34 protein-coding genes are annotated in these 26,638 nt (G+C 41.1%); 24 read left to right on the top strand and 10 right to left on the bottom strand.

Annotated features, from left to right (window positions below; genetic code table 11):
- Nucleotides 1–127 precede the first annotated feature (127 nt).
- The 4 genes from VEB00_14530 to VEB00_14515 all read left to right on the top strand — a co-directional run bounded on the left by VEB00_14530 (nt 128) and on the right by VEB00_14515 (nt 3,053).
- Entirely contained in the window at nt 128–664 is a 537-nt protein-coding gene (locus VEB00_14530; GenBank protein ID HYF84233.1) for a GNAT family protein, read from the top strand.
- Between the two features lie 77 nt (nt 665–741).
- Nucleotides 742–2,118 (top strand): MATE family efflux transporter, encoded by a 1,377-nt coding sequence (locus tag VEB00_14525; protein ID HYF84232.1) that lies wholly within the window; start codon nt 742–744, stop codon nt 2,116–2,118.
- Nucleotides 2,119–2,138: 20 nt separating this feature from the next.
- Nucleotides 2,139–2,564 (top strand): nucleoside recognition domain-containing protein, encoded by a 426-nt coding sequence (locus VEB00_14520; GenBank protein ID HYF84231.1) that lies wholly within the window; start codon nt 2,139–2,141, stop codon nt 2,562–2,564.
- A 3-nt stretch (nt 2,565–2,567) separates the two neighbouring features.
- Nucleotides 2,568–3,053, top strand: coding sequence for a nucleoside recognition domain-containing protein (locus tag VEB00_14515; GenBank protein ID HYF84230.1), 486 nt, complete (start codon nt 2,568–2,570; stop codon nt 3,051–3,053).
- Here the strand turns inward: VEB00_14515 and VEB00_14510 are convergent.
- Nucleotides 3,050–3,550 (bottom strand): peroxiredoxin, encoded by a 501-nt coding sequence (locus tag VEB00_14510; protein ID HYF84229.1) that lies wholly within the window; start codon nt 3,548–3,550, stop codon nt 3,050–3,052. The genes VEB00_14515 and VEB00_14510 overlap by 4 nt on opposite strands.
- A 159-nt stretch (nt 3,551–3,709) precedes the next feature.
- On the opposite strand from VEB00_14510, the gene VEB00_14505 reads away from it, so the two are divergent.
- Complete coding sequence (locus VEB00_14505; protein HYF84228.1) at nt 3,710–4,309, top strand: nitroreductase family protein; 600 nt, start codon at nt 3,710–3,712, stop codon at nt 4,307–4,309.
- 44 nt (nt 4,310–4,353) lie between these two features.
- Here the strand turns inward: VEB00_14505 and VEB00_14500 are convergent, their stop codons facing one another.
- Nucleotides 4,354–4,500: a hypothetical protein gene (locus VEB00_14500; GenBank protein HYF84227.1), complete on the bottom strand. Its 147-nt coding sequence runs from the start codon at nt 4,498–4,500 to the stop codon at nt 4,354–4,356.
- 210 nt (nt 4,501–4,710) lie between these two features.
- Here VEB00_14500 and VEB00_14495 point away from each other — a divergent pair, with 210 nt between their 5' ends.
- From VEB00_14495 to VEB00_14485, 3 genes are all read left to right on the top strand, one after another.
- Nucleotides 4,711–5,289: an HDIG domain-containing protein gene (locus VEB00_14495; protein ID HYF84226.1), complete on the top strand. Its 579-nt coding sequence runs from the start codon at nt 4,711–4,713 to the stop codon at nt 5,287–5,289.
- 137 nt (nt 5,290–5,426) lie between these two features.
- Nucleotides 5,427–7,340 (top strand): anaerobic carbon-monoxide dehydrogenase catalytic subunit, encoded by a 1,914-nt coding sequence (cooS, locus tag VEB00_14490; protein ID HYF84225.1) that lies wholly within the window; start codon nt 5,427–5,429, stop codon nt 7,338–7,340.
- 198 nt (nt 7,341–7,538) lie between these two features.
- The gene (locus VEB00_14485; protein HYF84224.1) at nt 7,539–8,207 is read left to right on the top strand and encodes a VOC family protein; all 669 of its coding nucleotides are present in this window, start codon (nt 7,539–7,541) and stop codon (nt 8,205–8,207) included.
- A 44-nt stretch (nt 8,208–8,251) separates the two neighbouring features.
- Here the strand turns inward: VEB00_14485 and VEB00_14480 are convergent, their stop codons facing one another.
- Entirely contained in the window at nt 8,252–8,473 is a 222-nt protein-coding gene (locus tag VEB00_14480; GenBank protein ID HYF84223.1) for a hypothetical protein, read from the bottom strand.
- Nucleotides 8,474–8,626: 153 nt separating this feature from the next.
- Between VEB00_14480 and VEB00_14475 the strand changes: the two genes are divergently transcribed.
- From VEB00_14475 to VEB00_14460, 4 genes are all read left to right on the top strand, one after another.
- A complete protein-coding gene (locus VEB00_14475) occupies nt 8,627–9,706 on the top strand; it encodes a Gfo/Idh/MocA family oxidoreductase (protein HYF84222.1) in 1,080 nt (359 codons plus the stop codon).
- 154 nt (nt 9,707–9,860) lie between these two features.
- Nucleotides 9,861–10,229 (top strand): metalloregulator ArsR/SmtB family transcription factor, encoded by a 369-nt coding sequence (locus VEB00_14470; GenBank protein HYF84221.1) that lies wholly within the window; start codon nt 9,861–9,863, stop codon nt 10,227–10,229.
- 131 nt (nt 10,230–10,360) lie between these two features.
- Nucleotides 10,361–12,427, top strand: a complete 2,067-nt coding sequence (locus tag VEB00_14465; GenBank protein ID HYF84220.1) for a heavy metal translocating P-type ATPase — start codon at nt 10,361–10,363, stop codon at nt 12,425–12,427.
- A 117-nt stretch (nt 12,428–12,544) separates the two neighbouring features.
- Complete coding sequence (locus VEB00_14460) at nt 12,545–12,928, top strand: hypothetical protein (protein ID HYF84219.1); 384 nt, start codon at nt 12,545–12,547, stop codon at nt 12,926–12,928.
- Nucleotides 12,929–13,120: 192 nt separating this feature from the next.
- Here VEB00_14460 and VEB00_14455 read toward each other — a convergent pair whose 3' ends face one another.
- From VEB00_14455 to VEB00_14445, 3 genes are all read right to left on the bottom strand, one after another.
- Entirely contained in the window at nt 13,121–13,372 is a 252-nt protein-coding gene (locus VEB00_14455; protein HYF84218.1) for a hypothetical protein, read from the bottom strand.
- Nucleotides 13,373–13,502: 130 nt separating this feature from the next.
- Nucleotides 13,503–13,640 carry a hypothetical protein gene (locus VEB00_14450; protein HYF84217.1) on the bottom strand — a complete coding sequence of 46 codons (138 nt, stop codon included), beginning with the start codon at nt 13,638–13,640 and terminating at the stop codon, nt 13,503–13,505.
- Nucleotides 13,641–13,686: 46 nt separating this feature from the next.
- Complete coding sequence (locus tag VEB00_14445) at nt 13,687–13,935, bottom strand: hypothetical protein (GenBank protein ID HYF84216.1); 249 nt, start codon at nt 13,933–13,935, stop codon at nt 13,687–13,689.
- 159 nt (nt 13,936–14,094) lie between these two features.
- Here VEB00_14445 and VEB00_14440 point away from each other — a divergent pair, with 159 nt between their 5' ends.
- The 6 genes from VEB00_14440 (at nt 14,095) to VEB00_14415 (ending at nt 19,267) form a co-directional block, all read left to right on the top strand.
- A complete protein-coding gene (locus VEB00_14440; protein ID HYF84215.1) occupies nt 14,095–14,325 on the top strand; it encodes a hypothetical protein in 231 nt (76 codons plus the stop codon).
- 317 nt (nt 14,326–14,642) lie between these two features.
- Nucleotides 14,643–15,254 carry a manganese efflux pump MntP family protein gene (locus tag VEB00_14435; GenBank protein HYF84214.1) on the top strand — a complete coding sequence of 204 codons (612 nt, stop codon included), beginning with the start codon at nt 14,643–14,645 and terminating at the stop codon, nt 15,252–15,254.
- A gap of 81 nt (nt 15,255–15,335) precedes the next feature.
- Entirely contained in the window at nt 15,336–15,557 is a 222-nt protein-coding gene (locus VEB00_14430) for a DUF1450 domain-containing protein (GenBank protein HYF84213.1), read from the top strand.
- 124 nt (nt 15,558–15,681) lie between these two features.
- Nucleotides 15,682–17,106, top strand: coding sequence for a sulfite exporter TauE/SafE family protein (locus VEB00_14425; GenBank protein HYF84212.1), 1,425 nt, complete (start codon nt 15,682–15,684; stop codon nt 17,104–17,106).
- 67 nt (nt 17,107–17,173) lie between these two features.
- Nucleotides 17,174–17,875, top strand: coding sequence for a response regulator transcription factor (locus tag VEB00_14420; GenBank protein ID HYF84211.1), 702 nt, complete (start codon nt 17,174–17,176; stop codon nt 17,873–17,875).
- A 3-nt stretch (nt 17,876–17,878) separates the two neighbouring features.
- The gene (locus VEB00_14415) at nt 17,879–19,267 is read left to right on the top strand and encodes an ATP-binding protein (protein ID HYF84210.1); all 1,389 of its coding nucleotides are present in this window, start codon (nt 17,879–17,881) and stop codon (nt 19,265–19,267) included.
- A gap of 37 nt (nt 19,268–19,304) precedes the next feature.
- Here VEB00_14415 and VEB00_14410 read toward each other — a convergent pair whose 3' ends face one another.
- Entirely contained in the window at nt 19,305–19,547 is a 243-nt protein-coding gene (locus tag VEB00_14410; GenBank protein HYF84209.1) for a DUF2933 domain-containing protein, read from the bottom strand.
- A 254-nt stretch (nt 19,548–19,801) separates the two neighbouring features.
- On the opposite strand from VEB00_14410, the gene VEB00_14405 reads away from it, so the two are divergent.
- The 6 genes from VEB00_14405 (at nt 19,802) to VEB00_14380 (ending at nt 24,584) form a co-directional block, all read left to right on the top strand.
- Nucleotides 19,802–20,947 (top strand): cysteine desulfurase family protein, encoded by a 1,146-nt coding sequence (locus tag VEB00_14405; GenBank protein HYF84208.1) that lies wholly within the window; start codon nt 19,802–19,804, stop codon nt 20,945–20,947.
- Nucleotides 20,944–22,095 (top strand): tRNA uracil 4-sulfurtransferase ThiI, encoded by a 1,152-nt coding sequence (gene thiI / locus VEB00_14400; GenBank protein ID HYF84207.1) that lies wholly within the window; start codon nt 20,944–20,946, stop codon nt 22,093–22,095. Before VEB00_14405 ends, thiI begins: the two co-directional genes overlap by 4 nt.
- An 86-nt stretch (nt 22,096–22,181) precedes the next feature.
- Nucleotides 22,182–22,361, top strand: coding sequence for a DUF1540 domain-containing protein (locus VEB00_14395; protein HYF84206.1), 180 nt, complete (start codon nt 22,182–22,184; stop codon nt 22,359–22,361).
- Between the two features lie 130 nt (nt 22,362–22,491).
- A complete protein-coding gene (locus VEB00_14390; protein HYF84205.1) occupies nt 22,492–22,854 on the top strand; it encodes a response regulator in 363 nt (120 codons plus the stop codon).
- Nucleotides 22,855–23,064: 210 nt separating this feature from the next.
- On the top strand, nt 23,065–23,493 hold the full coding sequence (locus VEB00_14385) for a chemotaxis protein CheW (protein ID HYF84204.1): 429 nt from the start codon (nt 23,065–23,067) through the stop codon (nt 23,491–23,493).
- A 128-nt stretch (nt 23,494–23,621) separates the two neighbouring features.
- Nucleotides 23,622–24,584 carry a M23 family metallopeptidase gene (locus VEB00_14380; protein ID HYF84203.1) on the top strand — a complete coding sequence of 321 codons (963 nt, stop codon included), beginning with the start codon at nt 23,622–23,624 and terminating at the stop codon, nt 24,582–24,584.
- Here the strand turns inward: VEB00_14380 and VEB00_14375 are convergent.
- From VEB00_14375 to VEB00_14365, 3 genes are all read right to left on the bottom strand, one after another.
- The gene (locus tag VEB00_14375; GenBank protein HYF84202.1) at nt 24,581–25,090 is read right to left on the bottom strand and encodes a hypothetical protein; all 510 of its coding nucleotides are present in this window, start codon (nt 25,088–25,090) and stop codon (nt 24,581–24,583) included. The genes VEB00_14380 and VEB00_14375 overlap by 4 nt on opposite strands.
- 124 nt (nt 25,091–25,214) lie before the next feature.
- Nucleotides 25,215–25,805 carry an ECF transporter S component gene (locus VEB00_14370; GenBank protein HYF84201.1) on the bottom strand — a complete coding sequence of 197 codons (591 nt, stop codon included), beginning with the start codon at nt 25,803–25,805 and terminating at the stop codon, nt 25,215–25,217.
- 135 nt (nt 25,806–25,940) lie between these two features.
- A complete protein-coding gene (locus VEB00_14365) occupies nt 25,941–26,561 on the bottom strand; it encodes a LysE family transporter (GenBank protein HYF84200.1) in 621 nt (206 codons plus the stop codon).
- Between the last annotated feature and the right edge of the window lie 77 nt (nt 26,562–26,638).

The following is a 26,638-nucleotide window of genomic DNA, read 5'->3' as shown; positions in this document are numbered from 1 at the left end:
TTAACCAGCTTATCCTGAGCTAGCCATAGATGTGTCGGATGGAGAAATCAACAGGGCGTTTGATGAGCCTTCCGGATTGAATTTATGGAAACTGTAGGTGTTTGAATTAAGAAGGGATGGATGCACAATGATAAAAGGTGAAAGGCTTTATCTTAGACCTTTTAAACAACAAGACATAGAGGATTGGGTGGAGCATGTAAATAATTTTGAATACAAGGGGGATTACCTCCCCCTGAATATCACCAGTCAGGTCGAAATGAATAAGAAGTTCAGTGAAAACGGCTTGCTGGCGGAAGATTACGGCCGTCTGCTGATATGTGAAAATGAAACTGACCGCATGCTTGGATATATTGTGTATTTCAAAACTGCTCATTATTTGGTAGGACTAGAGGTAGGATACGTCATCTTCAACCCTGAGGACCGTGGAAAGGGCTATTGTACGGAAGCTCTTGCCCTGATGACGAAATGGCTGTTCCTAAGCAAGCAGATAATGCGCCTGCAGGTTACCATAGATGTAGATAACATCGGGAGCCGCAGGGCAGCAGAAAAGTGCGGATACATATATGAAGGCACTGCTAGAATGGCAGTATTCAGCCGCGGGAAGTACAAGGATATTCTCATGCTGTCCATAAATAGACCGGAATTTGAAAAGAGGCAGACATAGAAATAAAGTATACACAGATGACAGTATAGAATATATTAAATATATTTATTTTTTATTTGAGTAATGGGGTGGATAACTTGCAGTTATTCGTTAGAGACAAGAACTTCTATAAAACTGCTTTATTTATTGCACTGCCGATAGCGGCACAGCAGGTAATAAACATAGGCGTAAATCTCATGGATACTATAATGCTTGGTTCCTTTGGCGAGATACAGCTTTCAGCTTCATCACTTGCCAACCAATATTATTTTATATTCAATATTCTATGTCTGGGCATTGGCGGTGGTGCGGCGGTTATGACCGCTCAATACTGGGGTGCAAAGGATAGAGACTCAATAAGCAAGACATTAGCTTTGATGTATAGGATATGCGCAGCAATTGCAATTATGTTTTCTATACTGACCTTACTGTTCCCATATCAAATTATGGCTTTTTATACCAATGATGCAGCGGTTATTGAAAATGGTGCCAGATATCTGCAGATAATTGCCTTTGTCTACCTGTTCCATGGTCTGAGTCTTACAACAACTATCGTTTTGAGGACAGTGGGGGTTGTAAGATTAGCGTTTTATACAACTTGCTGCACCTTCTTTATAAATGTGTTTTTTAACTGGATTTTCATATTCGGAAAGCTTGGTGCACCAAGACTTGAAATTGCTGGGGCAGCAATAGGTACACTTCTGGCAAGACTGTTTGAATTTGGTGTTACTTTTGGATATCTCCTTTTCTTTGACAAGAAGATTCAATATAAGCTTAAATTCTTATTTCAGAAATTGAATGCTTCGATTGTCAAAGAATACTTGCATGTTGGGGCTCCGGTAATAGTCAGTGATGCTTTTCTTACCTTCGGCAATAGTGCACTGGCCATGATCATGGGCAGAATGGGAGCGCAGATGGTAGCTGCCAATGCAATAACTACGGTAACAGTGCAGATAAGCACTGTATTTATCATGGGAATAGCAAATGCCAGCGGAGTTATAACCGGCAACACTATCGGCAAGGGTGAATACGAAAAAGCTCATGCCCAGGGTGTTACTTTCCTGGTACTCAGTGCAATAATCGGAGTTCTTGCTGGGTTAATAATTACACTAATTAATCCGTTTGTTATTAACTTCTACAATATTGCACCTGAGACAAAAGAAATTGCTAAGCAGCTTATGTTTGCTGTTGCATTTATTGTAGTTTTCCAGTCTATACAATCTGTCATGACAAAGGGTGTCCTGAGAGGCGGCGGTGATACGAAATTCCTTATGCTGGCAGATGTACTTTTCCTATGGATAGCCTCCATACCTCTTGGCTATTTCGCGGGGTTGGTATGGAATTGGCCGCCGTATGCAGTATATTTCTGCCTGCGTATGGATTTTATTATTAAATCCTTCTGGTGCATTCATAGATTGAATGGGCAAAAGTGGGTAAAAAATGTATATAAACTAGGTGAAGCCGAGAATGTGTGAAGCTGTGAAGGAAGTGTATTATGGTTACAAAACAGACTATTTTCCGCGGGGGCAAGAATGCTGTAAAGGTGATAATAAATCTTACAAAATACATTATACCGGCAATCTTTGTGCTTAAGATACTTGAACACTCAGGCTGGCTGATTAGAATTGCAGATTTTTTCTCTCCTTATATGGCTTATATGGGTTTGCCGGGAGAGGGAGCCCTGGTTATAATGATGGGACAGGTTTCACTTTACAGTGCAATTGCTGCTATGGTGACATTAGGTCTGACAGCAAGACAGATCACTATTATGAGTACTTTTGTTTCCATATGCCATGCACTTGCAATAGAGACAGTGGTCATAGGCAAGAGTGGCGGGAACGGACTATTAAATGCTGGATTAAGGTTTATTGCTGCTGTCTTGGCATGCCTGGCATTGAATCTGATAATCCCGGGGGTGTAAATTATGGATTGGACTAAAGTACTGTTAGAAACCTTAAGTGTAAGTTATTCAACAATTCTAAAGATGACATTTATTATAATTCCTTTGCTTATAGCTATTGAATGTCTGAAGGATATGGGCTGGTTGGAGAAGATATCTGCCAGGTTCCGGGGAGTAACTAAGCTTTTGAGATTACCGGGTGAAGCTGCCCTTGGACTCATAGTAGCGCTTTTTGTCGGCTTGCTTTTTGGCTCGGGAGTCATAATGCAAATAAACGAAGAAGTAAAAATGACTAGAACTCAAATGAACATTTTATTCGCATTCGTAGGTATTTGCCATGCAGTAATAGAGGAGACGATTCTCTTTACTGCTATCGGAGCAAATGGAGCTATTATATTGCTAAGTCGTATACTCTCATCATTGTTATTCGGCTTCATGTTTATATGGATAACAACATGGACAACCGGAATTAAGCGAGATCGAGGGTTTTCAGCAAAAGAAGGGGACTAGGAAATTGTAGCGTCCCCCTGCTGCCAGTTCACGGGGCAGGCCTTTTTTGTCTGCATTGCTGCCAGAAGTCTTATGAATTCATTTACATTTCTGCCTGTAGCAGCATCGTTTATTGATATATGCTTCAATATCCCTTGAGGACAAATGATGAAGGTGCCGCGCAATGCTATGCCCTCCTTTTCCATTAAGACACCATAATCCCTCGATACTTCCTTGTTGTAGTCGGACAGGAGCGGGTAGTCGACACCTCCCAAAGATTTGGACCATGCTTCGTGGGATGGCACACTGTCGGTGCATACCCCAAGGACTATAGCGTTAAATTTCTCGAAATCCTTCAACCTACGGTTGAATTCAGGTACCTCAGTACTTCAAACAGGGGTAAAATCCAAAGGGTAGAAGAACAGTACTACATATTTTCCCTTGCAGCTTTCGAGGGAAATCTCACCCTTAGTGCTCATAAGGGTGAATTGGGGAGCGGGATTGTCAATCCTCAGCATAAAATACCTCCTTGTTATATGTAAGGTCATTCTTTTATTAAATAAGAACGTCTTCATATATTTGTGGTATTATTATTGCCTATTATTAGCATTATAATAATACACTTTGAATTAGAAATAATGATAATTAAAAAGAGAAAATAAAATGGAGGATTTAAAATGAACAAGGACTTTTATTCAGCAGTACAAGACAGGCGTACTATTTATGGAATAAGTAAAGAGGCAGCAGTTCCGGATGAAAGAATAGTTGAGATAGTCAATTATGCGGTAAAGTATTCTCCTACTGCATTTAACTCTCAAAGCGGAATGGCAGTACTGTTATTAGGCAAACATCACAACAAGCTGTGGGATATTACTGAAGAAGCTCTGCGTAAAATAGTACCTGAAGGGAAGTTTGCTCCTACAGAAGAAAAGTTAAATTCATTCAGAAACGGCTATGGTTCAGTTTTATTCTTTGAGGATCAGAGCATAGTTGAAGGGCTGCAGGCACAATTCCCAACATATAAGGATAATTTCCCGCTGTGGTCTCAACAGTCTTCGGGTATGCTTCAATATGTTGTTTGGATATCCTTGGAGTTGGAGGGCTTTGGTGTATCGCTGCAGCATTATAATCCTCTGATAGACAATGAGGTTAAGAAAGAATGGAGCATACCGGCAAGTTGGAGGCTGATGGGGCAAATGGTATTCGGCAAACCAACAGCCCCTGCAGGTGAAAAGGAATTCAAACCCTTGGAGGAAAGGGTGAAGATATTCAAATAATTGGTGAACTAATAAAAGCGCTAAGAATAACTTAGCGCTTTTTGCTACCCATGAATCAACCCAGGCAGACACTTGGCACACACATAAAGCTTGTCACCTTTAAACCTTGTTTTAAATATAGGCCGGTCATTTTCGCTGGTATTGCAAAATTTGCAGATAAATTTGGTTTCATTAACTTTGTCCTCGCTCATAGTATTTATCCTCCTTGTTTGTCATGCAGCAACCAGTATTTGATATTGATATTATGTTCATTAAGCATCTCAAATATTAAGGGTGCATAGGATTATATGGCGATAAAGAGTATTTTTTGAAAGTCTGTAGTATAATTCTCTATATAAGCTTTGTTGCTTGGCATATTTTGCAAAACAACAAATAAAACAACACGAAAGAAGGATTTTTCTATGGGTAAAGAGGTTCCAAACAGAGCTGAAGCTTATGAACTCTTAAGGGAGTTTAATAAGAATGAAAGTCTTATAAAGCATGCATTGACAGTTGAAGCTGTTATGCGCCACTTTGCGAAGCTGCTTAGTGAAGATGAAGAAAAATGGGGAGTTATTGGACTGCTTCATGATGTCGATTATGAAATGTATCCTGAACAGCACTGCATAAAAGCAAGAGAGATACTTGGGTCGAGAGAGTGGCCTGAAGCGTATATTCATGCTGTGGAAAGCCACGGTTGGAAGCTTTGCTGCAGCGTTGAACCGATAGAGAAAATGGAAAAGGTACTCTATACTATTGATGAATTAACTGGACTTATTGCGGCTAATGCCTTAATGAGACCGAGTAAAAGCATATTGGATATGGAAGTGAAATCAGTAAAAAAGAAATGGAAGCAAAAGGGCTTTGCCGCAGGCGTAAACAGGGAGGTTATCGAAGAAGGAGCAGGGATGCTTGGAATGGAATTGGATGAGGTGATCAAAGAAACAATTGAAGGAATGAAGGAAGCAGCAGAGGAAATCGGTTTAAAAGGAAATATATAAATGAATAGAAAAGAGCATGATGTTGAATTCAGCATCATGCTCTTTTCTATTGCGATGTAATATTACTTGGACGCATATTTGCATAGCTTTGTGAGAAAACTTACTGTGAAAATAGCACATTGGAAGGAGTAATATCAATGGGAGAAACAATACTGGAAAAGACTGAAGGCCGCTTAAGCTACCATGATTCGGTAGAAGAAATGATACCAAGAATCAGGAAAGATGGAATGTCCAACGTATGGGATCGATATGCGCAGCAGGAGAAAATACGCTGCAAATTCTGCCTTCAAGGTTTAAGTTGTCAGCTGTGTACAAACGGCCCCTGCAGAATCAATCTAAAAGGTGAACCGGACAAAGGCGCCTGTGGAATAGCAGAGGATGCAATGGCAATGAGAAATATGCTGCTTAGGAATATAATGGGAGCAGGTACGTACAGCCATCATGCATACGAAGCCTACCGCACCCTGAGAGAGACTGCGCAGGGGAAAACTCCATTTAGGATCACCGACGTGAATAAGCTTAAATGGATGTGCGACAAGGTAGGTATTGACAGTAAACAGGATATAAACAAGATGGCGGAGGAACTGGCGAACTTCCTGGAATCACAAATGTATGTAGGTTCAGAAGAGACAAATATCATGGTGGAGGTATTCGCCCCCAAGAAGAGGAAGGAAGTATGGAAGAAGCTGGGTTTATACCCGGCTGGAAGTGTACATGAGGAACAGAACTGCGTAGCAAGCTGTCTCACTAATGTTGACGGCAGCCACGTATCGTTGGCATTGAAGGCTCTTCGCTTAGGAGTGGCCACAATATATAATACTCAAATCGGCCTTGAAATGACCCAGGATATACTGTTTGGAACTCCAAAACCCCATGAAGTAAATGTGGATTTGGGTATCTTTGACCCTGACTATGTAAATATAGTATTCAACGGCCACCAGCCTTGGGCCGGTGTTGCAACACTGCAAAAGGCCAAAACCCCTGAGGTGCAGGAGCGGGCAAGGAAAATTGGAGCGAAAGGCCTTCACATCGTAGGTTCAATAGAAACTGGCCAAGAAATGCTTCAAAGGTTTCCGATTGACGATGTGTTTGTAGGCTTGATGGGTAACTGGCTGACTATTGAACCAATGCTTGCCACTGGCGCCGTTGATGTATTAGCTATGGAAGAGAATTGCTCACCACCGGCAATTGATATGTATGCGGAAAAATATCAGGCTACTCTTGTGGCAGTGAGCACTATAATTGATATGCCGGGACTGAAGCATAAGATTCCCTATGATCCTGAAAAGGTAGATGAAATGGCTGACAGACTTATTGAGCTTGCATTAGAAAACTTTACAAAACGGCACAATAACATTACTCCCCAAGTACCTAAGCATATTACAAAGGCGATAGCAGGTTTTTCAACTGAAGCAGTTCTGGAGGCTTTGGGCAATAAGCTGGATCCGTTGGTAGATGTAATAGCTGCAGGTAAGATTAAAGGTGTAGTAGCTCTTGCCAACTGTTCAACCCTGAGAAACGGACCACAGGACTGGATGACCGTAAACCTGGTAAAAGAGCTGATTAAGAAGGATATACTTGTTGTATCCGGAGGCTGTGGGAACCATGCCCTGGAAGTAGCGGGACTCTGCAACCTGGATGCACTAAATATGGCAGGGGCCGGGCTTAAGGAAGTTTGCGGAATGCTCAAGATTCCACCTGTATTGAGTTTTGGAACCTGCACCGATACTGGAAGGATGTCTATGCTGGTTACAGCTCTGGCTGACCATCTTGATGTGGACATTCCCCAGCTTCCAATAGCAGTTACTGCACCTGAGTGGATGGAGCAGAAGGCTACTATTGACGGCTTCTTTGCAGTAGCTTATGGAGCATATACACATCTGTCACCCACGCCTTTCATTACTGGAGCACAGCAGTTGGTAGAACTGCTGACAGATAAGGTTGAAGAGCTGACGGGTGGGAAAATAGCATTGGGCGATGATCCGGTGGAGGTTGCAAATAATATTGAAGCTCATATTATTTCCAAGCGAAAAGGCTTGGGACTGAATTAAACAAAAGCGGCTGACTAAACATTCTAGTCAGCCGCTTTTGTTTTACCAAGGAATTTTTTTCTTAGATCAGGATTGAAGAAGATAAACAGTGCAGCAGCCCATAGCCACCAATTATTATTCTCAAAAACATTTCCAACAAGCCCATTCAACATCCCACCCAATTCTTGAGCAGACGGGACTGCCAGTGGTGGAGCTGCTGTGGGCGGCACAGGCGCTGGAACGGGCGGGGGCATTGGGGCAGGTGGTGGTAGATTTCTTGATTTTGATCGAAATATTGCCGAAACATCTTCCGGTGCTTTTTCCGGCGCTCAGCCGGGATTAGGCATAAAACCTCTCGCCATAATCACACCTCCTTACACAGAAGAGGTTGTTCATCATCCTATTCTCATTGTATGTAGCACTTCGTTTTTGGTTACTGGTGAAATGCATTATATTAAAGGCACATCAATATTTTTTCATCATATATTATATAGTGTAATCAGGAAAGGAGATGATTTTTCTATGCCAAGCCCTTTCTTACGGGTTGACACACTATTTATCCCGGTAAAAGATCTGGGAAAGTCAGTAGAGTGGTATACACAGACTCTGGAATTCGGTCTGAACTGGAGAAATGATGAAGGCGGGTATGCATGTATTGATGGAGGACTATTACCTATAACACTGGCACAGATATCACAGGATAAGGAGTTTATACCTTTTATCAAAGCACCTTGCAACTTTTTCGTACAGAATGTGGAGGAAGCTCACAAGCGTTTGAAGGATAAAGGAGTCGAAGTAAGCGAGATTGATAAGCTATATGAGGTAAAGTGGTTTTGGTTCGTGGATCCTGATGGAAATAGACTTGAAGTATGCAGTTATGAGGTGTGATAAACCAAAAGGCATGTGAGGTGCATACTCACATGCCTTACTAATTAGTGATCTCCGCCAAATCCAAAGGTTCTTCCAACTCCGCCGAAAGCGATAATCGCAAGTATAATAATGAAGATGAAATTTTTCTCGACTCCTCTAGTTGTGCAAGATGCAAGCAGTACGAACAGCAGCAGTAAGAGAAGGAATCCATTGCTTGAGCAAGCATTCATTATTGGAGCAATTGGCCCGCCGCAGCCTGCCCCCATAATACCTCCATATGCCATATTTACACACCCTTTCATTTATATAGGGTTTTCCCCTTTTTCAATACCATAGTATGTATGTCTCACGAATTCGTTACAAATATTAAAGCACTTTATGTTTGCGTTGAATCACAAGCAGATTAATGGTAGTCTTAGTTTAGGGGGCGATTTGTTTTGGAAAAGATAAAAGTTGCGCTGATTGGATTCGGGTTATCGGGAAGGGTGTTCCATGCGCCTATAATTGCGGGTATGCCGGAATTTAACCTGTCGAAGATATATACCACTAATCCGGAGAGTATCAAGACTATAAAAGGGCTGTACCCCAAAACCACCATAGTGTCGGATGTGGGAGAAATTATGAAGGATGAAGACATACAACTGGTCGTAGTTGCTTCACCTAATACCAGCCACTTCGCTACAGCGAAGGAAGCAATAATATCCGAGAAGCATGTTATAGTGGAAAAGCCTTTTACTGTGAACTCTAAGGAAGCAGACAACCTTATAGCTTTATCGAAGAAATACGGCAGAACTCTTTCTGTCTATCATAACAGAAGATGGGACAGCGATTTCAAGACAGTAAAAAAGGTTGTTGAAAGCAAGCTTTTGGGCAACCTGGTGGAGTGCGAAATACATTTTGACCGCTTTAGAAACTGCATAAAGGAAAATGCCTGGAGGGAGGAATGCGTTCCTGGATCCGGAGTATTGTATGATCTGGGCTCGCATCTTGTAGATCAGGCCATGGTATTGTTTGGACTGCCGGAGAGTATTACCGCCGACATAAGGACACAAAGGGCTGAAGGGAAAGTGGATGACAGCTTTGAAATAGTAATGGATTATAAGGGACTCAAAGTTACACTGAAGGCCGGAACGCTTGTGAAAGGCGAGCTCCCAAGGTATATACTGCTAGGCGACATGGGTTCCTACATAAAGTATGGCATAGATGTACAGGAAGCTGATTTGGCTGCGGGAATCACACCGGCTGCCAAGCATTTTTGGGGGAAAGAGCCGGAGGAGCTCTACGGCACAATAAATACAGCGATTAATGGCTTGAGCATCACTGGAAAAGTCGAAAGCGAAATCGGGGATTACAGGGAGTATTACATTGACATATACAGGTCGATAATGCAGAAGGAGACTGCCGCTGTAAGCCCAGTTGATGCAAGAAATGTAATAAGACTTCTGGAGTTAGCCAATGAAAGCAGTAAAAGCAAGCGCACAATAGACATCAAAGCTCTGGATGGTTCAATACAATAATGCATAGGAAACGCTGCTAATTTGAATTATCTTACCGTATTGAAAAAAACAATACGGTTTTTTGTTGACTTTTTTAAGTAGAAGGCATATTATAACAATATAACATATGAATATGTATACATATGTTCATATATGAATGTAACGGAGGTACGATATGTTTGAGAATAAAACTGGCATAGAAAGCTGCAGCTGTTCTATCATACACGAGGAAGTCGTGGCAAGGGTCAGAGAAAGTATGCCGGTAGAGGAGACTCTCTATGATTTGGCTGAATTGTTTAAGGTTTTTGGTGATACCACGAGGATAAAGATATTATGCGCATTGTTTGAATCTGAGATGTGTGTATGTGATATAGCAGCTTTGCTTTGCATGAATCAATCTGCAATATCCCACCAGCTGAGAGTGCTTAAACAGGCACGCCTGGTGAAATACAGAAAGGATGGAAAGGTCGTATATTATTCCTTGGATGATGAGCATGTAAAACAGATATTTGACCACGGTTTGGTGCATGTCAACGAAAGGTAGTTCCATTCACAGCATATATTGGGGGTAATGATATGGGAAAAAATGTATTGGATGAGTTTAATATAGAAGATAATTACGTTAAAAAGGAATTCATACTTGATGGGCTTGGCTGAGCCAACTGTGCTGCCAAGATGGAGCTTGGCATTAAATCCCTGGATGGGATTAGGAATGCATCTATCGATTTTGTAACAAAAAAGTTGAGGTTTGAAATATCTTCAAAGGCTGATCATGAAAATATGATAAAAGAAATAGCGGCAATTATAGAAAAAATAGAGGCAGATGTGAAGCTTAAAGATGTAACTAATAAAAAGATCGGGGAAGTAGATTCAGACAAAGAGGACAGAGTTAACGGCAATAAGATGGAGCTTGTCAGGATAGGTATTGGTACTGCACTATTTGCTGCAGCAGTTTTGCTCAAGCTTTCTCCAAATGTGGAACTAGGTATGTATTTGGCAGCTTACTTCCTTGTTGGAGGAGAAGTACTTCTCAAATCAATAAGGAATATTGCGAGAGGGCAGGTTTTTGACGAGAACTTCCTTATGAGCCTGGCAACTATTGGTGCCTTTGCGATTGGAGAATATTCAGAAGGGGTTGCGGTAATGCTTTTCTATCAGGTAGGAGAGCTATTCCAGAATATAGCAGTAAATCGATCTAGAAGTTCAATAAAAGCTTTGATGGACATACGCCCGGATTATGCGAATCTTATCTCAGAGGGACAGCTGGTGCAGGTATCCCCTGAAGCAGTGACAGTAGGATCCAAAGTAATTGTAAAGCCAGGTGAAAGAGTTCCCCTGGACGGCAGAATTATAGAGGGGAGTTCAATGGTAGATACCTCTGCTCTTACTGGAGAGTCCATACCCAGGGAGATTGGTGCAGGGGATGAAATATTGTCAGGCTTCATAAACAAAAATGGTGTTCTTACAGTGGAGGTAAGCAAGGAATATGGTGAATCCACCGTAGCAAAGATTCTAGACATGGTTCAGAACGCAAGCAGCAAGAAATCACACACAGAGAACTTCATCACCAAGTTTGCAAGGTATTATACTCCAATAGTTGTATTTTCTGCACTGGCACTTGCATTTATTCCCCCAATGGTGATACCGGGAGAAGTATTCTCTGACTGGCTGTACAGAGCGCTGATATTCCTCGTGGTTTCATGTCCATGCGCTTTGGTAATATCCATACCACTTGGATTCTTTGGGGGAATTGGGAGTGCTTCGAGAAATGGCGTACTCATAAAGGGCAGTAATTATCTTGAAGCTTTAAACCAGGTAGATACTATTGTTTTTGATAAGACAGGTACTCTTACAAAAGGAGTCTTTAAAGTAACAGAAGTAAAAGCCCTGGCAGGAATAAGCGAAGCTGAACTGTTGAAATATGCGGCATATGTTGAAAGCTATTCCAATCATCCTATCGCCGCTTCCATTATGAAGGCTTACGGCAAGGATGTTGACAGAAATGAAATTGCAGACTATACAGAGCTTTCTGGATATGGAGTTAAGGCTTATGCTTACGGAAAGAATATAATTGCAGGAAATGCAAGAATGATGGAGAAGGAAGGGTTGGAATGGGAAAGCCCTGACACCATAGGAACGGTTGTACATGTTGTATTGGATGGAGCTTATACAGGATACATGGTTATTTCTGATGAGATAAAGGAGGATGCAAAGGAAGCAATCCGCCTGCTTAAAGATATAGGCATCAGAAAAACGGTGATGCTTACAGGAGATGTTAGGACAGTAGGGGAAAAGGTGGCTGAGAAGCTGGGACTGGATGAGGTATATTCCGAGCTATTACCGGATCAAAAGGTTGAAAAGCTGGAGGCAATAGTAAAGGATAGAAATTACAAAGGCAAGGTGGCTTTTGTGGGAGATGGGATAAATGATGCACCTGTTCTAGCAAGGGCTGACATAGGAATAGCAATGGGAGGGCTGGGTTCTGATGCAGCTATTGAAGCTGCGGATATAGTTATAATGACAGATGAGCCCTCAAAAATAGTCAGCGCAATTAGGATTGCAAAAAAGACCAGAAGGATTGTATGGCAGAATATAATATTCGCTATGGGTATAAAGGTTGTCGTGCTGCTTCTTGGTGCAGGGGGTCTAGCTACCATGTGGGAAGCGGTTTTCGCCGATGTAGGTGTTGCTCTGATTGCAGTGCTTAACTCAATAAGAGTACTGAACTTGAAGAATATATAATAACATTTAAAACTCACGTAGGCTAATGCTTACGGGAGTTTTATCTTTTAACCTGTGAAATTGGGAGAACTTGTTTATATGAGCATAAATATAATAATACAAAGGAGGCGGTTTACTATGAATACAGACATTACAACGAGACCCGCGCAGCGGGAGAGAGCCGGTACAGCAGAAGCAAAGCTGGCCGGCAGACTGCTGCTGACAGCTTCGATTATTGTAAATGTTATTGGTGGAGATACCTTTCTTATATTAGCATCAGTATTGGGTATTACCGCCAACTTTCTTACGGTAAAGGCTGCCAAGCTGGAGGCAGTTGAGCAGCAAATAGCCCCTGGGGTGACAACCTTTGCAAACGGGCTTAAGCTTATTGGCAGTCATACCGGTGTATTTGTTTCTATTATTCTTTTCTGGGCTTTATTGATAGAAATATCATTAAAACAGGTAGAGCCAGTAGCTGCAGAGCCTACATTAGCAGGATCTACAGGTGCATTCCTGGTATAATACGGTATTTTATTACCATTGAATTGGTAATAAAAATTGCATAAAATAAAGACAAGCTGTACTGTTGGCTGAATCCCTCGGGGGAACGGGGGACAATACATGGGTACTCAAAAACGACAGCTAAAAGCAAATAGTAAACATATAAAAGACCTAACCGTGAAGGCCAGGTCTTTTACAGCTCGGGCACAACTTCTAGTATGTGCCATTGAAGCCAAAGGTTCTTCCAAAACCGCCAAAGGCGATTATTGCAAGTATGATGATGAAGAAGAATTTGTTGTCAATACCCCAGGACGGACCTGCTGCCAACAGTATGAACAGAAGGAGCAGAAGCAGGAAGCCGTTGCTGCTGCATTTGCTGATATCAGCAAGAGGAGACACTGCTGTTCCTGGCAGGCAGCCAGCTGCTGCAACACCGGGATTGATTCCTCCATAACCGTTTGCCATATTTAACCCTCCTTTCAAATATGCTTTCGATACTGTTCTAAATGTTCCTAATAATATGGTTGAATTGCCTTTGACAGCTGCGATTTAAACAACTAGACAAGTAAGAAGAACGCTGACAGTGCCAAAAAATCTAGAGTGCTTCGATAATATGGATAACCAAATCCGTATCCATATCCATAACCTGGATAGCCATATCCATAAGCTGGATATCCATATCCATAACCATAGCCATAACCGAAAGGCATGGTCTCACCTCCTCTCTGAACAATAAGGGATAAACCTTACATGTCCTACTCCATACTATGTAATATTTCTCATTTGGTTACTTCTTGTGTCTGAATGTTTAATCCAAAGGCTTTCTCCACTCCGCCAATACCAATAACAGCCATTATGATAATAAAGAAATAGCTGCTGTCTAAACCCAAGGAAGGACTTGCGGCAAGTAAAACAAATAAAATAATAAGAATCAATAATTCATTGTTTTTGTAAGGCTTCTCTGGGGGGGCTTCAACGGGAGCGACTTTAGGAGTACAATAAAGTCCTCTGTTGAACTTGTGCGCCATACTTTCACCTCCTATAGATTGTATGCTCTCCTCAGTTATATACTATGTACATACTCCTGTTTGGTTACCTTAATAAGCAACTGCATTATAGAAAACTTGTAAAGCCTGTCAACTTACAAGCAGGTATTACGTATTATGATACTAGAAGGAGGGGTGTGTATGGGAAACGGGCAAAATCCTGCACAGGCTGCTTTCATGGGTTTATCAAAGGAGCAGATGGCTAAGATTGTATATGAGGAGTTTTCAAAATCAGGGTTTCAATTTAGCAACCTCAATGCCATGATACCCTCAATCATTGGTAGAGTATTGATGGAGAACGGCGGAATGGCAGGCAATTATCTCACCCAAATGCTTGTAAGGGGTATGATGGGTAATTTCTTCAAAAGATAGGTTAGAGAATCATGATTATCTCATGATTCTTTGTTTATATATTAGAAGGCTATTGTAAAATATTTAAGACTTGTCTATAATTGTTGTAGAAGTTTAATATCTACATGAGGGAGTAATTGGCACATTTGTGCGGCAATGTCAACATACTGATGGGATCATCTGGCTTGCCTTAATTAATGAGACTCATGTATAGCGTTATCGTTATACATAGTCTCTTTTTTGTTTGCACATACTTTAAATGCACTTCCTTGATGTTGTGCCCTGCTGCCAGAAACGGATTCAATTACAGGGCACATAGGAAGAACGGAGGAAAAGAAATGGATATATTATCAATAGTATTAATTGCGATTGGGCTTTCAATGGATGCCTTTGCAGTGTCGGTAACAAATGGAATCATTATTAAAAATCTTAAAATGAGTCATGCATTGAAAATTGCGCTGTATTTTGGGGTGTTCCAGGCTTTGATGCCCCTGGCAGGCTGGCTTGCGGGATCTCAGTTCAAGGATTATATAACCAGTATTGATCATTGGATAGCCTTTGGTTTATTGGCCTTTATAGGAGGCAAGATGATAAGAGAGGCTTTCAACGAGGTGGAGGAAGAAGGAGTGGAAGGTATGTGCGAGGTGGCCATATCCACTCAGGGAACAGCATGTGAAAACCCGTTGAGAATGGGCAGACTGTTTGTACTTGCTGTGGCAACGAGTATAGATGCTCTTGCGGTTGGCATCAGCTTTGCCTTCTTGAGGGTTTCTATAGTTTGGTCGTCAATGATAATTGGACTTATTACCTTTGTAATATGCTTTGCCGGTGTATTTATAGGGAATAAGTTTGGAGGCTTGTTGAAAAAGAAAGCAGAGATAGCAGGGGGTTTGATACTGATATGCATTGGATTAAAGATTCTTATAGAACATATGGGTATAATTGGATAGAATTGTAAAGGAATAATATAATTGCTTATTGAGAATATAATACATAGTCTGACTAAACAATTTTGAATGGGAGTGCTTAAAATGTCCGAAGTAAAATTCTGTGAAAACAACCTTTCTCAAGGTACCGATGAAATAGCGGAAAGAATTGAAAATGAGCTTGATGATGTAGCAGTGCTCATTGAACCGTGCCTTGGACACTGCGAGGAGTGTGCGGTAGGACCGTTTGCCTTGGTTAATGATAAGTTCATCCAGGCAGATACCGCAGATGAGCTTTACGAAAAAATAGTTGAAAGATTGGAATAGTTAAAAAAACAGGTCTGCTGCGAGCGGACCTGTTTTTTTCCCTTCATAATTTCTTCATAGAGTTTTAGTAAAATAAAATTGAGAAATAGTTTTTTGAAATACAGGACATGGAGGGATATAGCATATGAAAATGATAAAAATAGATTTAAAAATCGAAGGTATGACCTGCAGTAACTGCGAAATCAGAATAGAAAACGCCCTGAAAAAGCTGGAAGGCATAGCAGAGGTAAAGGCTGAATATTCAAGGTCAAGGGCAAATGTTACTTACGACGCTGATGTTGTGGGTCTTCAGGAAATAATTGATGCAGTTGCGAGGGCTGGATACAAGGCTTTAGAGCAAAGCAAAAGCATAAATGCACAAGCAGAAAAAAAACCGGAGGCCACTAATTCCAAAGAGGATATCAACCAGCTGGTGGGTATCGGAATAATATTATTAGCTTTGTATGTTATAATAAAGCACACCATTGGTTTCAACTTCATACCTGAAGTAAACCAATCTATGGGCTATGGAATTCTATTTGTGGTCGGACTGCTTACATCACTCCACTGCATTGCAATGTGCGGAGGTATCAACCTGTCACAATGCGTTTCATACAAGCATTCTGCTGCTGGTACAGGGAATCTGAAACCAAGCTTTTTATACAACTCCGGCAGAGTTATATCATATACAGTAATCGGCGGTATTGTCGGCGGTATCGGTTCAGTTGTAAGCTTCTCAGGCGGTGCAAAGGGTATCGTGGCAATAATTGCAGGTCTTTTCATGGTCATAATGGGAATCAATATGCTCAATATTTTCCCGTGGCTTAAAAGATTCAACCCAAGAATGCCAAAAATATTCGGAAATAAGATATATAACAACAATGGCAAGAATGGTCCCTTCTATATAGGGCTTCTAAATGGACTTATGCCCTGTGGACCATTGCAAGCTATGCAGCTGTATGCTCTTGGCACCGGAAGCATTGCTGCGGGTGCGCTTTCCATGTTTCTGTTCAGTTTGGGTACGGTACCTTTGATGTTTGGTTTTGGAGCAATAAGCTCATTGCTTGGCAAAAGGTTTACAGGAAAGATGATGAAGGTCAGTGCTATGCTTGTTATGGTGCTTGGGTTTATAATGATGAGCAGGGGCTTGATGCTTTCCGGCGTAAATGCAGCTTCGGGCATTGGGAATAGCCCAGTAAAAGGAAATGTGGCAATAGTGGAAAATGGGGTTCAGGTCGTATCTATTGACCTAAAATCGAACAGTTACGAACCGATAGTTGTACAGAAGGGTATTCCTGTAAAATTCATAATAAATGCTGAAGATAAAGATATAAATGGGTGCAATAATACGATAATAATACCGAAATACAATAAAGAGAAAGCACTGGAGCCTGGTGAGAATATAATAGAGTTTACACCGGAGGAAACAGGTGCAATTCCTTACTCCTGCTGGATGGGAATGATTAGGAGCAAAATTACGGTGGTTGATGAATTAACTCAGGTTACGAGTGATAGTATTCAAGCTGCAGAGCCAGGGGTTTTCACAGGCGGAAGCTGCTGTGGTCAATAGCCAAGGAGAATGAAAAATCGTTTGGTAAGCCAAACAGCAAAAATGATAAAGAGCGGGGGGCGATACCGTGAATGAAAACAATATAAAGGTGCTGGTAGTTGATGATGAAGAGAAGATAACAGAAGTCGTCAAGTCGTATCTTGAGAAAAGCGGTTTCAAGGTTTATTGCGCATACAATGGAAACGAAGCATTAGAGCTTTTCGAAAGGGTTAATCCCAAGCTTATAGTGTTGGATCTGATGCTTCCTGACATGTCCGGAGAGGATATTTGCAGAAGCATAAGGAAGAAGTCAAGAGTGCCGATAATCATGCTTACTGCAAAGGTGGAAGAGGAAAGTATATTGAACGGCCTGGGCATAGGAGCTGATGACTATGTAACCAAACCCTTCAGCCCCAGACAATTGGTGGCAAGGGTTATTGCTTTATTGAGACGTTCAGAGGATGAAACCATGCCTCTGTCCAACTCTCTATCCTTTAATGATGGAGAACTTACAATCGACAGCATCAAGCACGAGGTGAAAAAGGACGGGCAGGTAGTAAGTCTTACTCCCAATGAATTCAAGATTTTGATGACACTCGTGAAATATCCACAGAAGGCTTTTACCCGTGATGAGCTTGTATTCCTCGTACTGGGAGAAGACTATGAAGGCTACGACAGGACTATAGATACTCATATAAAAAACCTCCGACAGAAGATTGAGCAGGATGTAAAGTCACCGGGATATATATTGACCGTCTATGGTGTGGGCTATAAGTTTGGTGGTGAATAGAGCATGAAGTATAGTCTAAGAAACAGGCTGTCCCTTTCCTATATAGTAATAGCAATGATATGCGTTATGCTCATAAGCATTATTGCGAACATATCACTTGAAAGCCAGTTCAGAGAATATGTAAAGAACAACCAGGAAAAAAGGAATGAGAACATAGTAAGTCTGATAAACCAGCAATACCATGAAGGGGAAGGATGGAACCAGGAGGTCATTCAGGATATCGGAATAAATGCTTTGGAAGACGGAATGATTATAAGCGTAATAGACACTGAAGGCAGCATGATATGGGATGCAACCGAGTACAATAATGGAATGTGCGAGCAGATGATAATTCACATGAGTAGCAATATGTCCAGCAGATATCCCAATTGGAAAGGAAAGCTTACTACTAATACTTATCCCGTAAGAGGTGACACTAAAGAGGCAGGTAGTGTGGAAATAGCATACTACGGACCTTTTTATTTCACAGATGCTGATTTGGCATTTATCAACGCTTTGAATATAGTGTTCATAGCAGTCGGCGGTTTATCGCTGGTATTATCACTTGCGTTTGGATATATAATGGCAAGGAGTATAAGCACACCGATTTCCAGGGTAATAAATACCGCGGAAATGATTTCGAGAGGCTGCTACGATGACAGAAGCAGCGAAATCTCAAATATTAAGGAGATAGCTCAGCTTACAGGATCTGTCAACAATCTTGCTGAGACACTTGAGAAGCAGGAAAAGCTTAGAAAAAGGCTTACAGCTGATGTAGCACATGAACTAAGAACACCATTGGCCACGCTGCAAAGCCATATAGAGGCAATGATTGATGGCATATGGGAAGCTGAACCCAAAAGGCTTAAGAGCGTGCATGAGGAGATAATGCGCCTCGGCAGGATGGTCGGAGACCTGGAAAAGCTCACAAGGTTTGAAAGTGAGAGAATGACTCTTGAAAAGACAGAGTTTGATATTTCTGAATTGATAAGAAGCATTATGGTGAACTTTGAAAAGGAGTACTCAGATAAAAACATAAAGGTATCTTTAGAAATTAAGAGTATTAATGTTTCTGCAGATAGGGATAAAATAAGCCAGGTGATTATTAATCTGATGGCTAATGCTTTAAAATTCACAGGTGTAGGTGGGCATATCCGCTTAACGATTTGGGATGATGCAGATAATGCAATGGTATCAATAAGTGATACAGGCATAGGTATAGCTGCAGAGGACCTGCGGCATATATTTGAAAGGTTCTATAGGGCTGATGCCTCCAGAAGCAGGCATACAGGAGGTTCGGGCATTGGCTTGACTATTGCAAAAGCTATAATAACAGCCCATAAGGGAACAATAGCTGCTGAGAGTGAAATCGGGAAAGGTACAAGGTTTGTAGTGACTATTCCCAAGGTATAATATGCGAAATATAATTCATGAAAAGAGCTCAGGTTCTTTACCTGAGCTTATCTTTTAATTTATTTATCATTCTTTCTTTTGACACTTTAGAGTATGCCATCATCAAATATGCAATCGGACAGAAGAGGAGCATCAGGTAAGGTATGAAACCACCTATACTGTAATATTCAACTCCGGCTTCAATAAAAACAAAAATCGAAACAATTGGTATCAGACATCCGGCAAGCAGTTTAAAGTAAGCGGATACTTGCCCGTTATTAATATGATGTGCATTGTTCATAGCTCTTCCACCTTTCAAGAGATTGATAAGGTATGTATGGGAACTAAAAAAAATTTATCCTCATTTTATATAATACTCTAAAATTATTTATTTGTGAAGAAGGAAATTTTGCAGGCCAAGTATTTTTTGTACTTGCTTTTTCATTTTGTGCTTTTATATAATATTTACATTACCGAAGAGAGTAATATTTCATTTTGGGAATAATGAAAATATATTATAGAAAGTTGAGAATTGATCAAAACGAGGGGGAAACCATGGAATTTGTATATTTTGATAATAGTGCAACAACAAAGCCCCATAGGCAGGTAATTGATGAGGTAGCAGAGTGCATGGAAAAGTTCTTCGCCAATCCATCCTCCGCCCACAAGCTGGGTATTGAGGCAGAGAAGAAGGCAATTGCTGCAAGAACTGAAATAGCCAAACTTATAGGTGCATTGTCTAAGGAGATAGTTTTTACCTCAGGGGGCAGTGAGGCCAACAATACCGCCATTCTTGGCATGGTCTTAAAGGGTGAGCATATCATTACCTCGAAAATTGAACATCCAAGTATTTTGCGGCTTTTGGAGAGCATGGAGGAATTGGGGCATGAAGTTACTTATCTTGAGGTTGACAGCGGGGGATTGGTGAAATTAGACCGGCTTGAAGCGGCAATAAAGGATAATACAAGGTTGGTAACGATAATGCATGTGAATAATGAAGTGGGGTCAATCCAGCCAATTTCGGAGATAGTTAGGATTGTCAGAGCAAACAGCAAAAAAGCCCGTATTCACATTGATGCGGTGCAGTCAGCAGGCAAGCTCCAATTGGATGTGAAGAGTCTGGATATTGATATGCTTTCCCTAAGTGCTCATAAAATCCATGGACCCAAAGGCGCAGGGACGTTGTACATAAAAAGCGGGCTGAGGCTGAAACCGCTCATTTTTGGAGGTGGACAGGAGGGCGGCATCAGATCGGGTACAGAAAACCTTCCGGGAATATCGGGCTTTGGTATAGCTGCATCTGAAGCTATTGTGGACAGACAGAAAAAAGCGGAACAAGTTTATAATACTAAAAAACATTTTATCAGAAGACTTTCAGAGGTTAATGATATTGTGATAAACAGTCCGTTGGATAACTGCCATATTGACAATATATTGAATGTTTCCTTCGGGGGAGTCCGTGGAGAAGTGCTACTGCATGCGTTGGAAGACTATAAGATTTATGTTTCTACGGGTTCCGCCTGTGCTTCCAAGCAATCGGGGCACAGGAACCATGTGCTTCCTGCTTTGGGACTAAGAGAATGTGACATAGAGGGCGCAGTCAGGTTCAGCTTTTCTTATTTCAACACATTGGAAGAGGTTGACTATACTATTGAAGCTCTGAAGAAGATACTGCCCTTTTTAAGGAGGTTGAAAAGATGAAGTGTTTGCTTGTAAAATCCTCAAGTGAGATTACCCTCAAAGGCTTGAACAGAAGAGAATTTGAGAACAGTTTGCTTAGGGAGATAAGAAGAAGGATTGGAACGGAACATAGAATTGATAGAGAGTCAGGAAGGTTTTTTATACACGCATATTCAGATGAAATGATTAAAGAGCTGCAGAAGGTGTTTGGAATACTCAGGGTGGCAGTAGCCGACATTGTCGAGAAGGATATAGAGGCTATAAGCAGGGCTGCTGTAGAGCAAATCAGCACCATAGGCGGAGCGGGAACCTTCAAGGTTGAAAGCAAAAGAGCAGATAAGAGATTTCCCTTGAATTCAATGGAAATTTCCAGGGTGGTAGGAGGAAATGTACTAAAAGCAATAGCAGATATAAAAGTGGATGTACATAACCCCGATGTAGTATTAAATGTAGAAGTGAGAGACAAGGCATACATATATTCCAAAGAGTATAAAGGTGTTGGCGGCATGCCATACAAGAGTGCAGGAAAGGGGATGCTGCTGCTTTCCGGCGGTATTGACAGTCCGGTGGCTGGATTTATGATGGCTAAGAGAGGCTTGGAGCTGTCGTGCGTGTATTATCACAGTCATCCTTACACCAGTGAGAGAGCAAAGGATAAGGTCGTGGAGCTTGCCAGGAAGCTGTCAGAGTATACAGGCCCTATAAGGCTTTATGTTGTTCCGTTTACACATATTCAGATGGATATAATTGAGAAGTGCAGGGAAGATGAGTTGACCATAATAATGCGAAGATTCATGATGAAGCTGGCGGAGCTGGCAGCGGCGAAAGAGGGAGCAAGAGCATTGGTTACGGGAGAGAGCTTGGGACAGGTGGCAAGCCAGACTTTGGAAAGCATAGTTGTGACTAATAGTGAGCTTGAGATCCCTGTTTTCAGACCACTTATCGGTATGGATAAAGTAGATATAATGGATATTTCAAGGAAAATCGGTACCTATGATACATCAATACTTCCTTATGAGGACTGCTGCACAATTTTTGTTCCCAAGCACCCCAAGACCAAGCCCAGGCTGGCAGAGATAAAAAGGTCTGAAGAAAAGCTTGATATGGTCGGATTAATGGAGGAAGCACTAGAAAATGCAGAGATTCTCACTGTTGCGCAAGAAAGCTAAATAAAGACTTTGATTTGCAGTTTGTAGAATAAAAAGTTCTTTAAAACTAATAATAAAACTGTATTAAAAAATAAGGAGGTTTTATTATGCAGGGCAGAGTTGAAAAGAAAAACGACCATCTATCAGGTGTGAAATGTGTTGTAAACACTTGCTATTATTACTCACAAGGTAATTATTGCAATGCTGCAAAAATTGAAATACAGCCTAATGATGCAACAAATACTCAGGAAACAGATTGTGCGACCTTTGCGCCAAATCAAGCATAGTATAAGATGAATAATTCGCCCTTTATAGATTTCTATAAAGGGCGAATTATTCAATTGGATATAAACGGTTTGCGCTTTGGGTGAAGTTGAGATATTATTTTATAATTAGGAAAAAAGGAAGGTAGTAAGCTTGAGCGGGAAGATAGTTATAGCAGATGACGCAGCATTTATGAGGATGATGTTGAAGAACATATTGGTCCAGGGGGGTTACGAAGTGGTAGGGGAGGCTGAGAATGGACAGAAGGCAATTGCAAAGTATTTTGAGCTTAAGCCTGATCTCATCACTCTTGATATAACGATGCCGGAAATGGATGGAATCACTGCTGCAAAAGAAATTTTAAGCAGGGATAGTAAGGCCAATGTTGTAATGTGTTCTGCGATGGGGCAGCAGGCCATAGTTGTAGAGGCGATAATGGCGGGGGCAAAGGATTTTATAGTGAAGCCTTTCCAGACAGAAAGAGTTATAGAAGCGGTTAAAAGAATTATTGGATAAGGTTATGAGTGAAGCTGAATTATTGTTCATTATTCTGGTATATAGGAAGGAATTTGGCAAAACATGTCGAAATAAATATTGATAAAATATTCAGTGAATTCATAATCTAATGCCATAGTATTCAATAAAAAGGGACAAGCCTTTTAGTCGCATACTCTTTTAAAGGAATTGGAAGGCTGTCTGTATCTTAAATAATAGGGGGGAACTATAATGGATACAATGCAGTTGGTAATATTCAGGCTTAACGGACAGGAGTATGGGATAGATATATTTAGGGTGAATGAAATAGTACCCTACAGCAAGCCTACCAAGATACCCAATTCTCCGGACTATATCGAGGGAGTGCTGAATCTTAGGGGACATGTGATTCCGGTAATAAGTCTGAAAAAGAAATTCAATCTTGATAATGTAGGAACGGATGACAGGACAAGGATAATAGTAGCCAATGCAGGAAGCAATGTGGCCGGGTTTGTAGTTGATGAGGCTTCAGAGGTGCTTACGGTTGAAAAAGAGAGTATAGAGCCAGTTTCGGAAATAGTATCAAACATCAGCAGAAAATATATTAGCGGAGTAGGCAAGCTGGACAATGGAAGAATGTATATACTGCTCAATTTCGATGAGCTGTATACAGAAGAATAATAAATAGAGGCATATGTTACATAAGAAAACAGGCAGTTAGGTGAAAAGCTTAGCTGCCCTTTTGTTAATAATATGCTAGAATACTAATATAATATAGGTAAACACTTACTGTGAAAGGTAGGTAGAGTATGGGTAAATATATAATGAGGGCGCTTATATTCTGTGTGGTGTTTATTTCAGCTTGCGGTCTTATTGGATTGCAGAAGGAATTTGTAAGTCCTGAAAAGGCAGAAATAGCTGAAAAGGTAGAGCAGCCACCAGAGCCTGTTCCGGAAATAGTATTCTCGAATATGGAAGTGTTTCCCGGAGGTTGTTTTGGTATATATCTCAAAGGCATGACAGACAGGGATGAGATACAGGTATCTACGATGCTGTCACAGGAGCAGCCGAGGTTTTTCAACCACTTGGAGGGCAAACTGGCAATAGTGGGCTTAAGCTGCAGAACCAAGCAAGGAGATTATAAGTATAAGGTCCAGGTGCGAAGAGATGGCGAAATAGCAGCTGAAAATGAAGGGATTCTTAAAGTGCTGCCAAAGGAGTTTGAAAAGCAGTATCTTAAGGTTTCTACTGCTCAAAAAAGCCAGAGAAGCGATAAAAACTTTGATGAGGATAAGGTGCACACTGGCAGGGCAAAAGCTGTCACTTCGGAAAAACCCCTGTGGGAGGGTACATTTGTAAAGCCAGTGGAAGGAAGGACTTCCACTGAGTTCGGAATGATAAGATATATTAACAATGATGAGTCCGAAAGACACTCAGGTCTTGATATATCGGCGGCTAAAGGCACTCCAATAAAAGCAGCCAATAATGGAATTGTGAGATTATCCATGATGTTGAAGGTTACAGGCAATACAATCATTATTGATCATGGCTGCAATATTTACAGCTCATATGCTCACCTTGACAAACTGTTGGTTGAGGAAGGTAGCGAGGTCAAGAAGGGTGATATTATTGGAGAGGTTGGAACAACAGGCTTCTCTACAGGGCCTCACTTGCATTGGACAACAACTATCGGAACTCTTTATATCAATCCCGAAACGCTGATGGAAAAGGATCCGCTGGAATTTTTAAACACAGGAAGCCAAATTAATTAATGTGCATCCAGGTCAATATACTTATAAAGCAGGGTGTCTGCAAACATAGCCAGCTTCAAATATATTAGACAATATATATAGAGAGGCAAAAAAAGCGTAAACGCTTGCACTATGGGGGTCTTGAGGGCTGAATAGCCGAAAATGCTTATTTCGAAAAGGTAATTGACTGCAAAAAGCATAGAAATAACTATTAGCGCGGATGGGGCGGGTGCAAAGTATATACTTCCGAAACGATTCTTTAATATGCCTAAGGAGAGTCCGATAATGCCATTTGTGCAAACAAAGAATAATGCCTCACTTATATTTATGATTGATGTAATGTATGCGGCTGTCAGATATACTGCAATTCCCAAAGCCCAATTGAGCCCTGCGGCAATATATACGGGAAAACCGCCTAGTATTGCAGCAAATGCAAATGCAGTCCCCAATATACGGGGTACAGCCTGAAGTGCCGCCGCCAGGACGGCAAGCATGATGCAAAAGACCAACTTTCTTTTATTCAGCATAGGAACATCCCCCCTGAAACATCAAAGAAGCAGACAAAGTCTTACTAGTATTGATATGATGGGAGGATGTAAAATAAAACCCGGAGATAATTAATATCTCCGGGTTTTTGAGTTTTTGAAGAAATTATTTTCTATTCATAACTGCAATAACCACAGGAACTGTAATAATTACTGCGATCATTGCTTCCGGCAGACCATTTGTAAGTGCTATACCGAATATCACCTTTGCTGACGTAGCTGCACTTATTCCTTTTACTTCGGCATAACGGGCCGCATATAATAAGTAAATCATGCCCAATACTCCAAAGGTATTTGTAAGTGAGCCAATAGCTGCTCCCAAGCCTATTCCCAGCATTTTTGCCTTACCTGCCACGAGTCTGTAGCAATAATAGGAAGTGAGGCCGATAAGTACTCTCGGAAGTACCGAAACCAATGGATTGATAAAGGCAAAGGATAACAGGTTCGGGTTTGCCAGGTTCTGAAAAATACTGAATACCCCGAAAATCAGACCTATCAGCATGCCTACAATTGGTCCTTCCAGAATCGCTCCTATAATAACAGGAATGTGCATTATTGTTGCGCGGGCGATTGGCAGAGGTATAAAACCATAGCCTGTAATACCGAGCACAATAGAGATGGAGGACAGCATGCCTATAACGGCAATCTGCCTGGTGTTAAGGTGATAAGAAAATGCGGGCTTCTTTCCCAATTCCATGAAATTACCTCCGTTCTTATTCCATAAGGATATAAGTCGAAAAATCCTTACAAGAAAAATTAAAGTTCAGTTTCTTTCGAATACCGACAAAAATATTGTAGCATAGCATTTGAAATTTTTCCATACATGGGCTTGCTATGAAGCTAATTTTATTTTAATAAAAGTATATGCAAGCTTAATCCCGTAATAAACAATAATGCTGCCGCAAAGTACATTTATTGTCTTTAGAATTTTTGGACCTATCATACCTTTGAAGATTGATACAATAGTTGCCAGGCCTGTGAACCAGCAAAAGGATGCAGCTGCCACACCAAGAATGAAAAGATTTGAATAAGCGGCAGGCAATGTGGCTTTGAAGCTGCCAAGAAGCAAAGTTCCGTCAATAATTGCCTGAGGATTAAGCCAAGTGACTGTGAAGCATATTAAAGCGACTCTTAAGAGTGGTTCCCCCACATTGATTTCTCTTGAAACATCGGGGGCGGAGCGTATTAGTCCTACGCCTATATATACAACCATGATGCTGCCTATTGCAAGTACTGCATTTCTCAATATCGGAACATTCTCCAATACAATACCGATGCCGAAAAAACATGCCAGAGCCAGGGTGATATCAAAAAACACTGTAATGAATGCTACCTGATAAGCTCTCAACCTGCTTGATCTTATTGCCGTGTTTATTACATAAAGATTCTGCATGCCTATTGGAGCTACATAGGCCAAGCCCAGTAGAAGCCCCTCAATGAAATATTTGTGCATAGTTTTCAACCCTTTCTCAATTCGGTAAAACAGAACTGAATAATATCCAATTTTTAATCCAAATAATATGATATACG

The sequence above is a fragment of the Clostridia bacterium genome, from assembly GCA_035628995.1.
Classification (GTDB): Bacteria; Bacillota; Clostridia; order Lutisporales; family Lutisporaceae; genus BRH-c25.
Note: the sequence above shows the minus strand (reverse complement) of the source record. Positions and strands in the feature narration are given on the sequence as shown.

Bases quoted from the DNA above. Each gene is read 5' to 3' on its own strand.
- VEB00_14530 (HYF84233.1), top strand. From the start codon at position 128: ATGATAAAAGGTGAAAGGCTTTATCTTAGACCTTTTAAACAACAAGAC.
- VEB00_14520 (HYF84231.1), top strand. From the start codon at position 2,139: ATGGTTACAAAACAGACTATTTTCCGCGGGGGCAAGAATGCTGTAAAG.
- VEB00_14515 (HYF84230.1), top strand. From the start codon at position 2,568: ATGGATTGGACTAAAGTACTGTTAGAAACCTTAAGTGTAAGTTATTCA.
- VEB00_14505 (HYF84228.1), top strand. From the start codon at position 3,710: ATGAACAAGGACTTTTATTCAGCAGTACAAGACAGGCGTACTATTTAT.
- VEB00_14500 (HYF84227.1), bottom strand. From the start codon at position 4,500: ATGAGCGAGGACAAAGTTAATGAAACCAAATTTATCTGCAAATTTTGC.
- VEB00_14495 (HYF84226.1), top strand. From the start codon at position 4,711: ATGGGTAAAGAGGTTCCAAACAGAGCTGAAGCTTATGAACTCTTAAGG.
- cooS (HYF84225.1), top strand. From the start codon at position 5,427: ATGGGAGAAACAATACTGGAAAAGACTGAAGGCCGCTTAAGCTACCAT.
- VEB00_14480 (HYF84223.1), bottom strand. From the start codon at position 8,473: ATGGCATATGGAGGTATTATGGGGGCAGGCTGCGGCGGGCCAATTGCT.
- VEB00_14470 (HYF84221.1), top strand. From the start codon at position 9,861: ATGTTTGAGAATAAAACTGGCATAGAAAGCTGCAGCTGTTCTATCATA.
- VEB00_14465 (HYF84220.1), top strand. From the start codon at position 10,361: ATGGAGCTTGGCATTAAATCCCTGGATGGGATTAGGAATGCATCTATC.
- VEB00_14460 (HYF84219.1), top strand. From the start codon at position 12,545: ATGAATACAGACATTACAACGAGACCCGCGCAGCGGGAGAGAGCCGGT.
- VEB00_14455 (HYF84218.1), bottom strand. From the start codon at position 13,372: ATGGCAAACGGTTATGGAGGAATCAATCCCGGTGTTGCAGCAGCTGGC.
- VEB00_14445 (HYF84216.1), bottom strand. From the start codon at position 13,935: ATGGCGCACAAGTTCAACAGAGGACTTTATTGTACTCCTAAAGTCGCT.
- VEB00_14440 (HYF84215.1), top strand. From the start codon at position 14,095: ATGGGAAACGGGCAAAATCCTGCACAGGCTGCTTTCATGGGTTTATCA.
- VEB00_14435 (HYF84214.1), top strand. From the start codon at position 14,643: ATGGATATATTATCAATAGTATTAATTGCGATTGGGCTTTCAATGGAT.
- VEB00_14430 (HYF84213.1), top strand. From the start codon at position 15,336: ATGTCCGAAGTAAAATTCTGTGAAAACAACCTTTCTCAAGGTACCGAT.
- VEB00_14425 (HYF84212.1), top strand. From the start codon at position 15,682: ATGAAAATGATAAAAATAGATTTAAAAATCGAAGGTATGACCTGCAGT.
- VEB00_14415 (HYF84210.1), top strand. From the start codon at position 17,879: ATGAAGTATAGTCTAAGAAACAGGCTGTCCCTTTCCTATATAGTAATA.
- VEB00_14410 (HYF84209.1), bottom strand. From the start codon at position 19,547: ATGAACAATGCACATCATATTAATAACGGGCAAGTATCCGCTTACTTT.
- VEB00_14405 (HYF84208.1), top strand. From the start codon at position 19,802: ATGGAATTTGTATATTTTGATAATAGTGCAACAACAAAGCCCCATAGG.
- thiI (HYF84207.1), top strand. From the start codon at position 20,944: ATGAAGTGTTTGCTTGTAAAATCCTCAAGTGAGATTACCCTCAAAGGC.
- VEB00_14395 (HYF84206.1), top strand. From the start codon at position 22,182: ATGCAGGGCAGAGTTGAAAAGAAAAACGACCATCTATCAGGTGTGAAA.
- VEB00_14385 (HYF84204.1), top strand. From the start codon at position 23,065: ATGGATACAATGCAGTTGGTAATATTCAGGCTTAACGGACAGGAGTAT.
- VEB00_14380 (HYF84203.1), top strand. From the start codon at position 23,622: ATGGGTAAATATATAATGAGGGCGCTTATATTCTGTGTGGTGTTTATT.
- VEB00_14375 (HYF84202.1), bottom strand. From the start codon at position 25,090: ATGCTGAATAAAAGAAAGTTGGTCTTTTGCATCATGCTTGCCGTCCTG.
- VEB00_14370 (HYF84201.1), bottom strand. From the start codon at position 25,805: ATGGAATTGGGAAAGAAGCCCGCATTTTCTTATCACCTTAACACCAGG.
- VEB00_14365 (HYF84200.1), bottom strand. From the start codon at position 26,561: ATGCACAAATATTTCATTGAGGGGCTTCTACTGGGCTTGGCCTATGTA.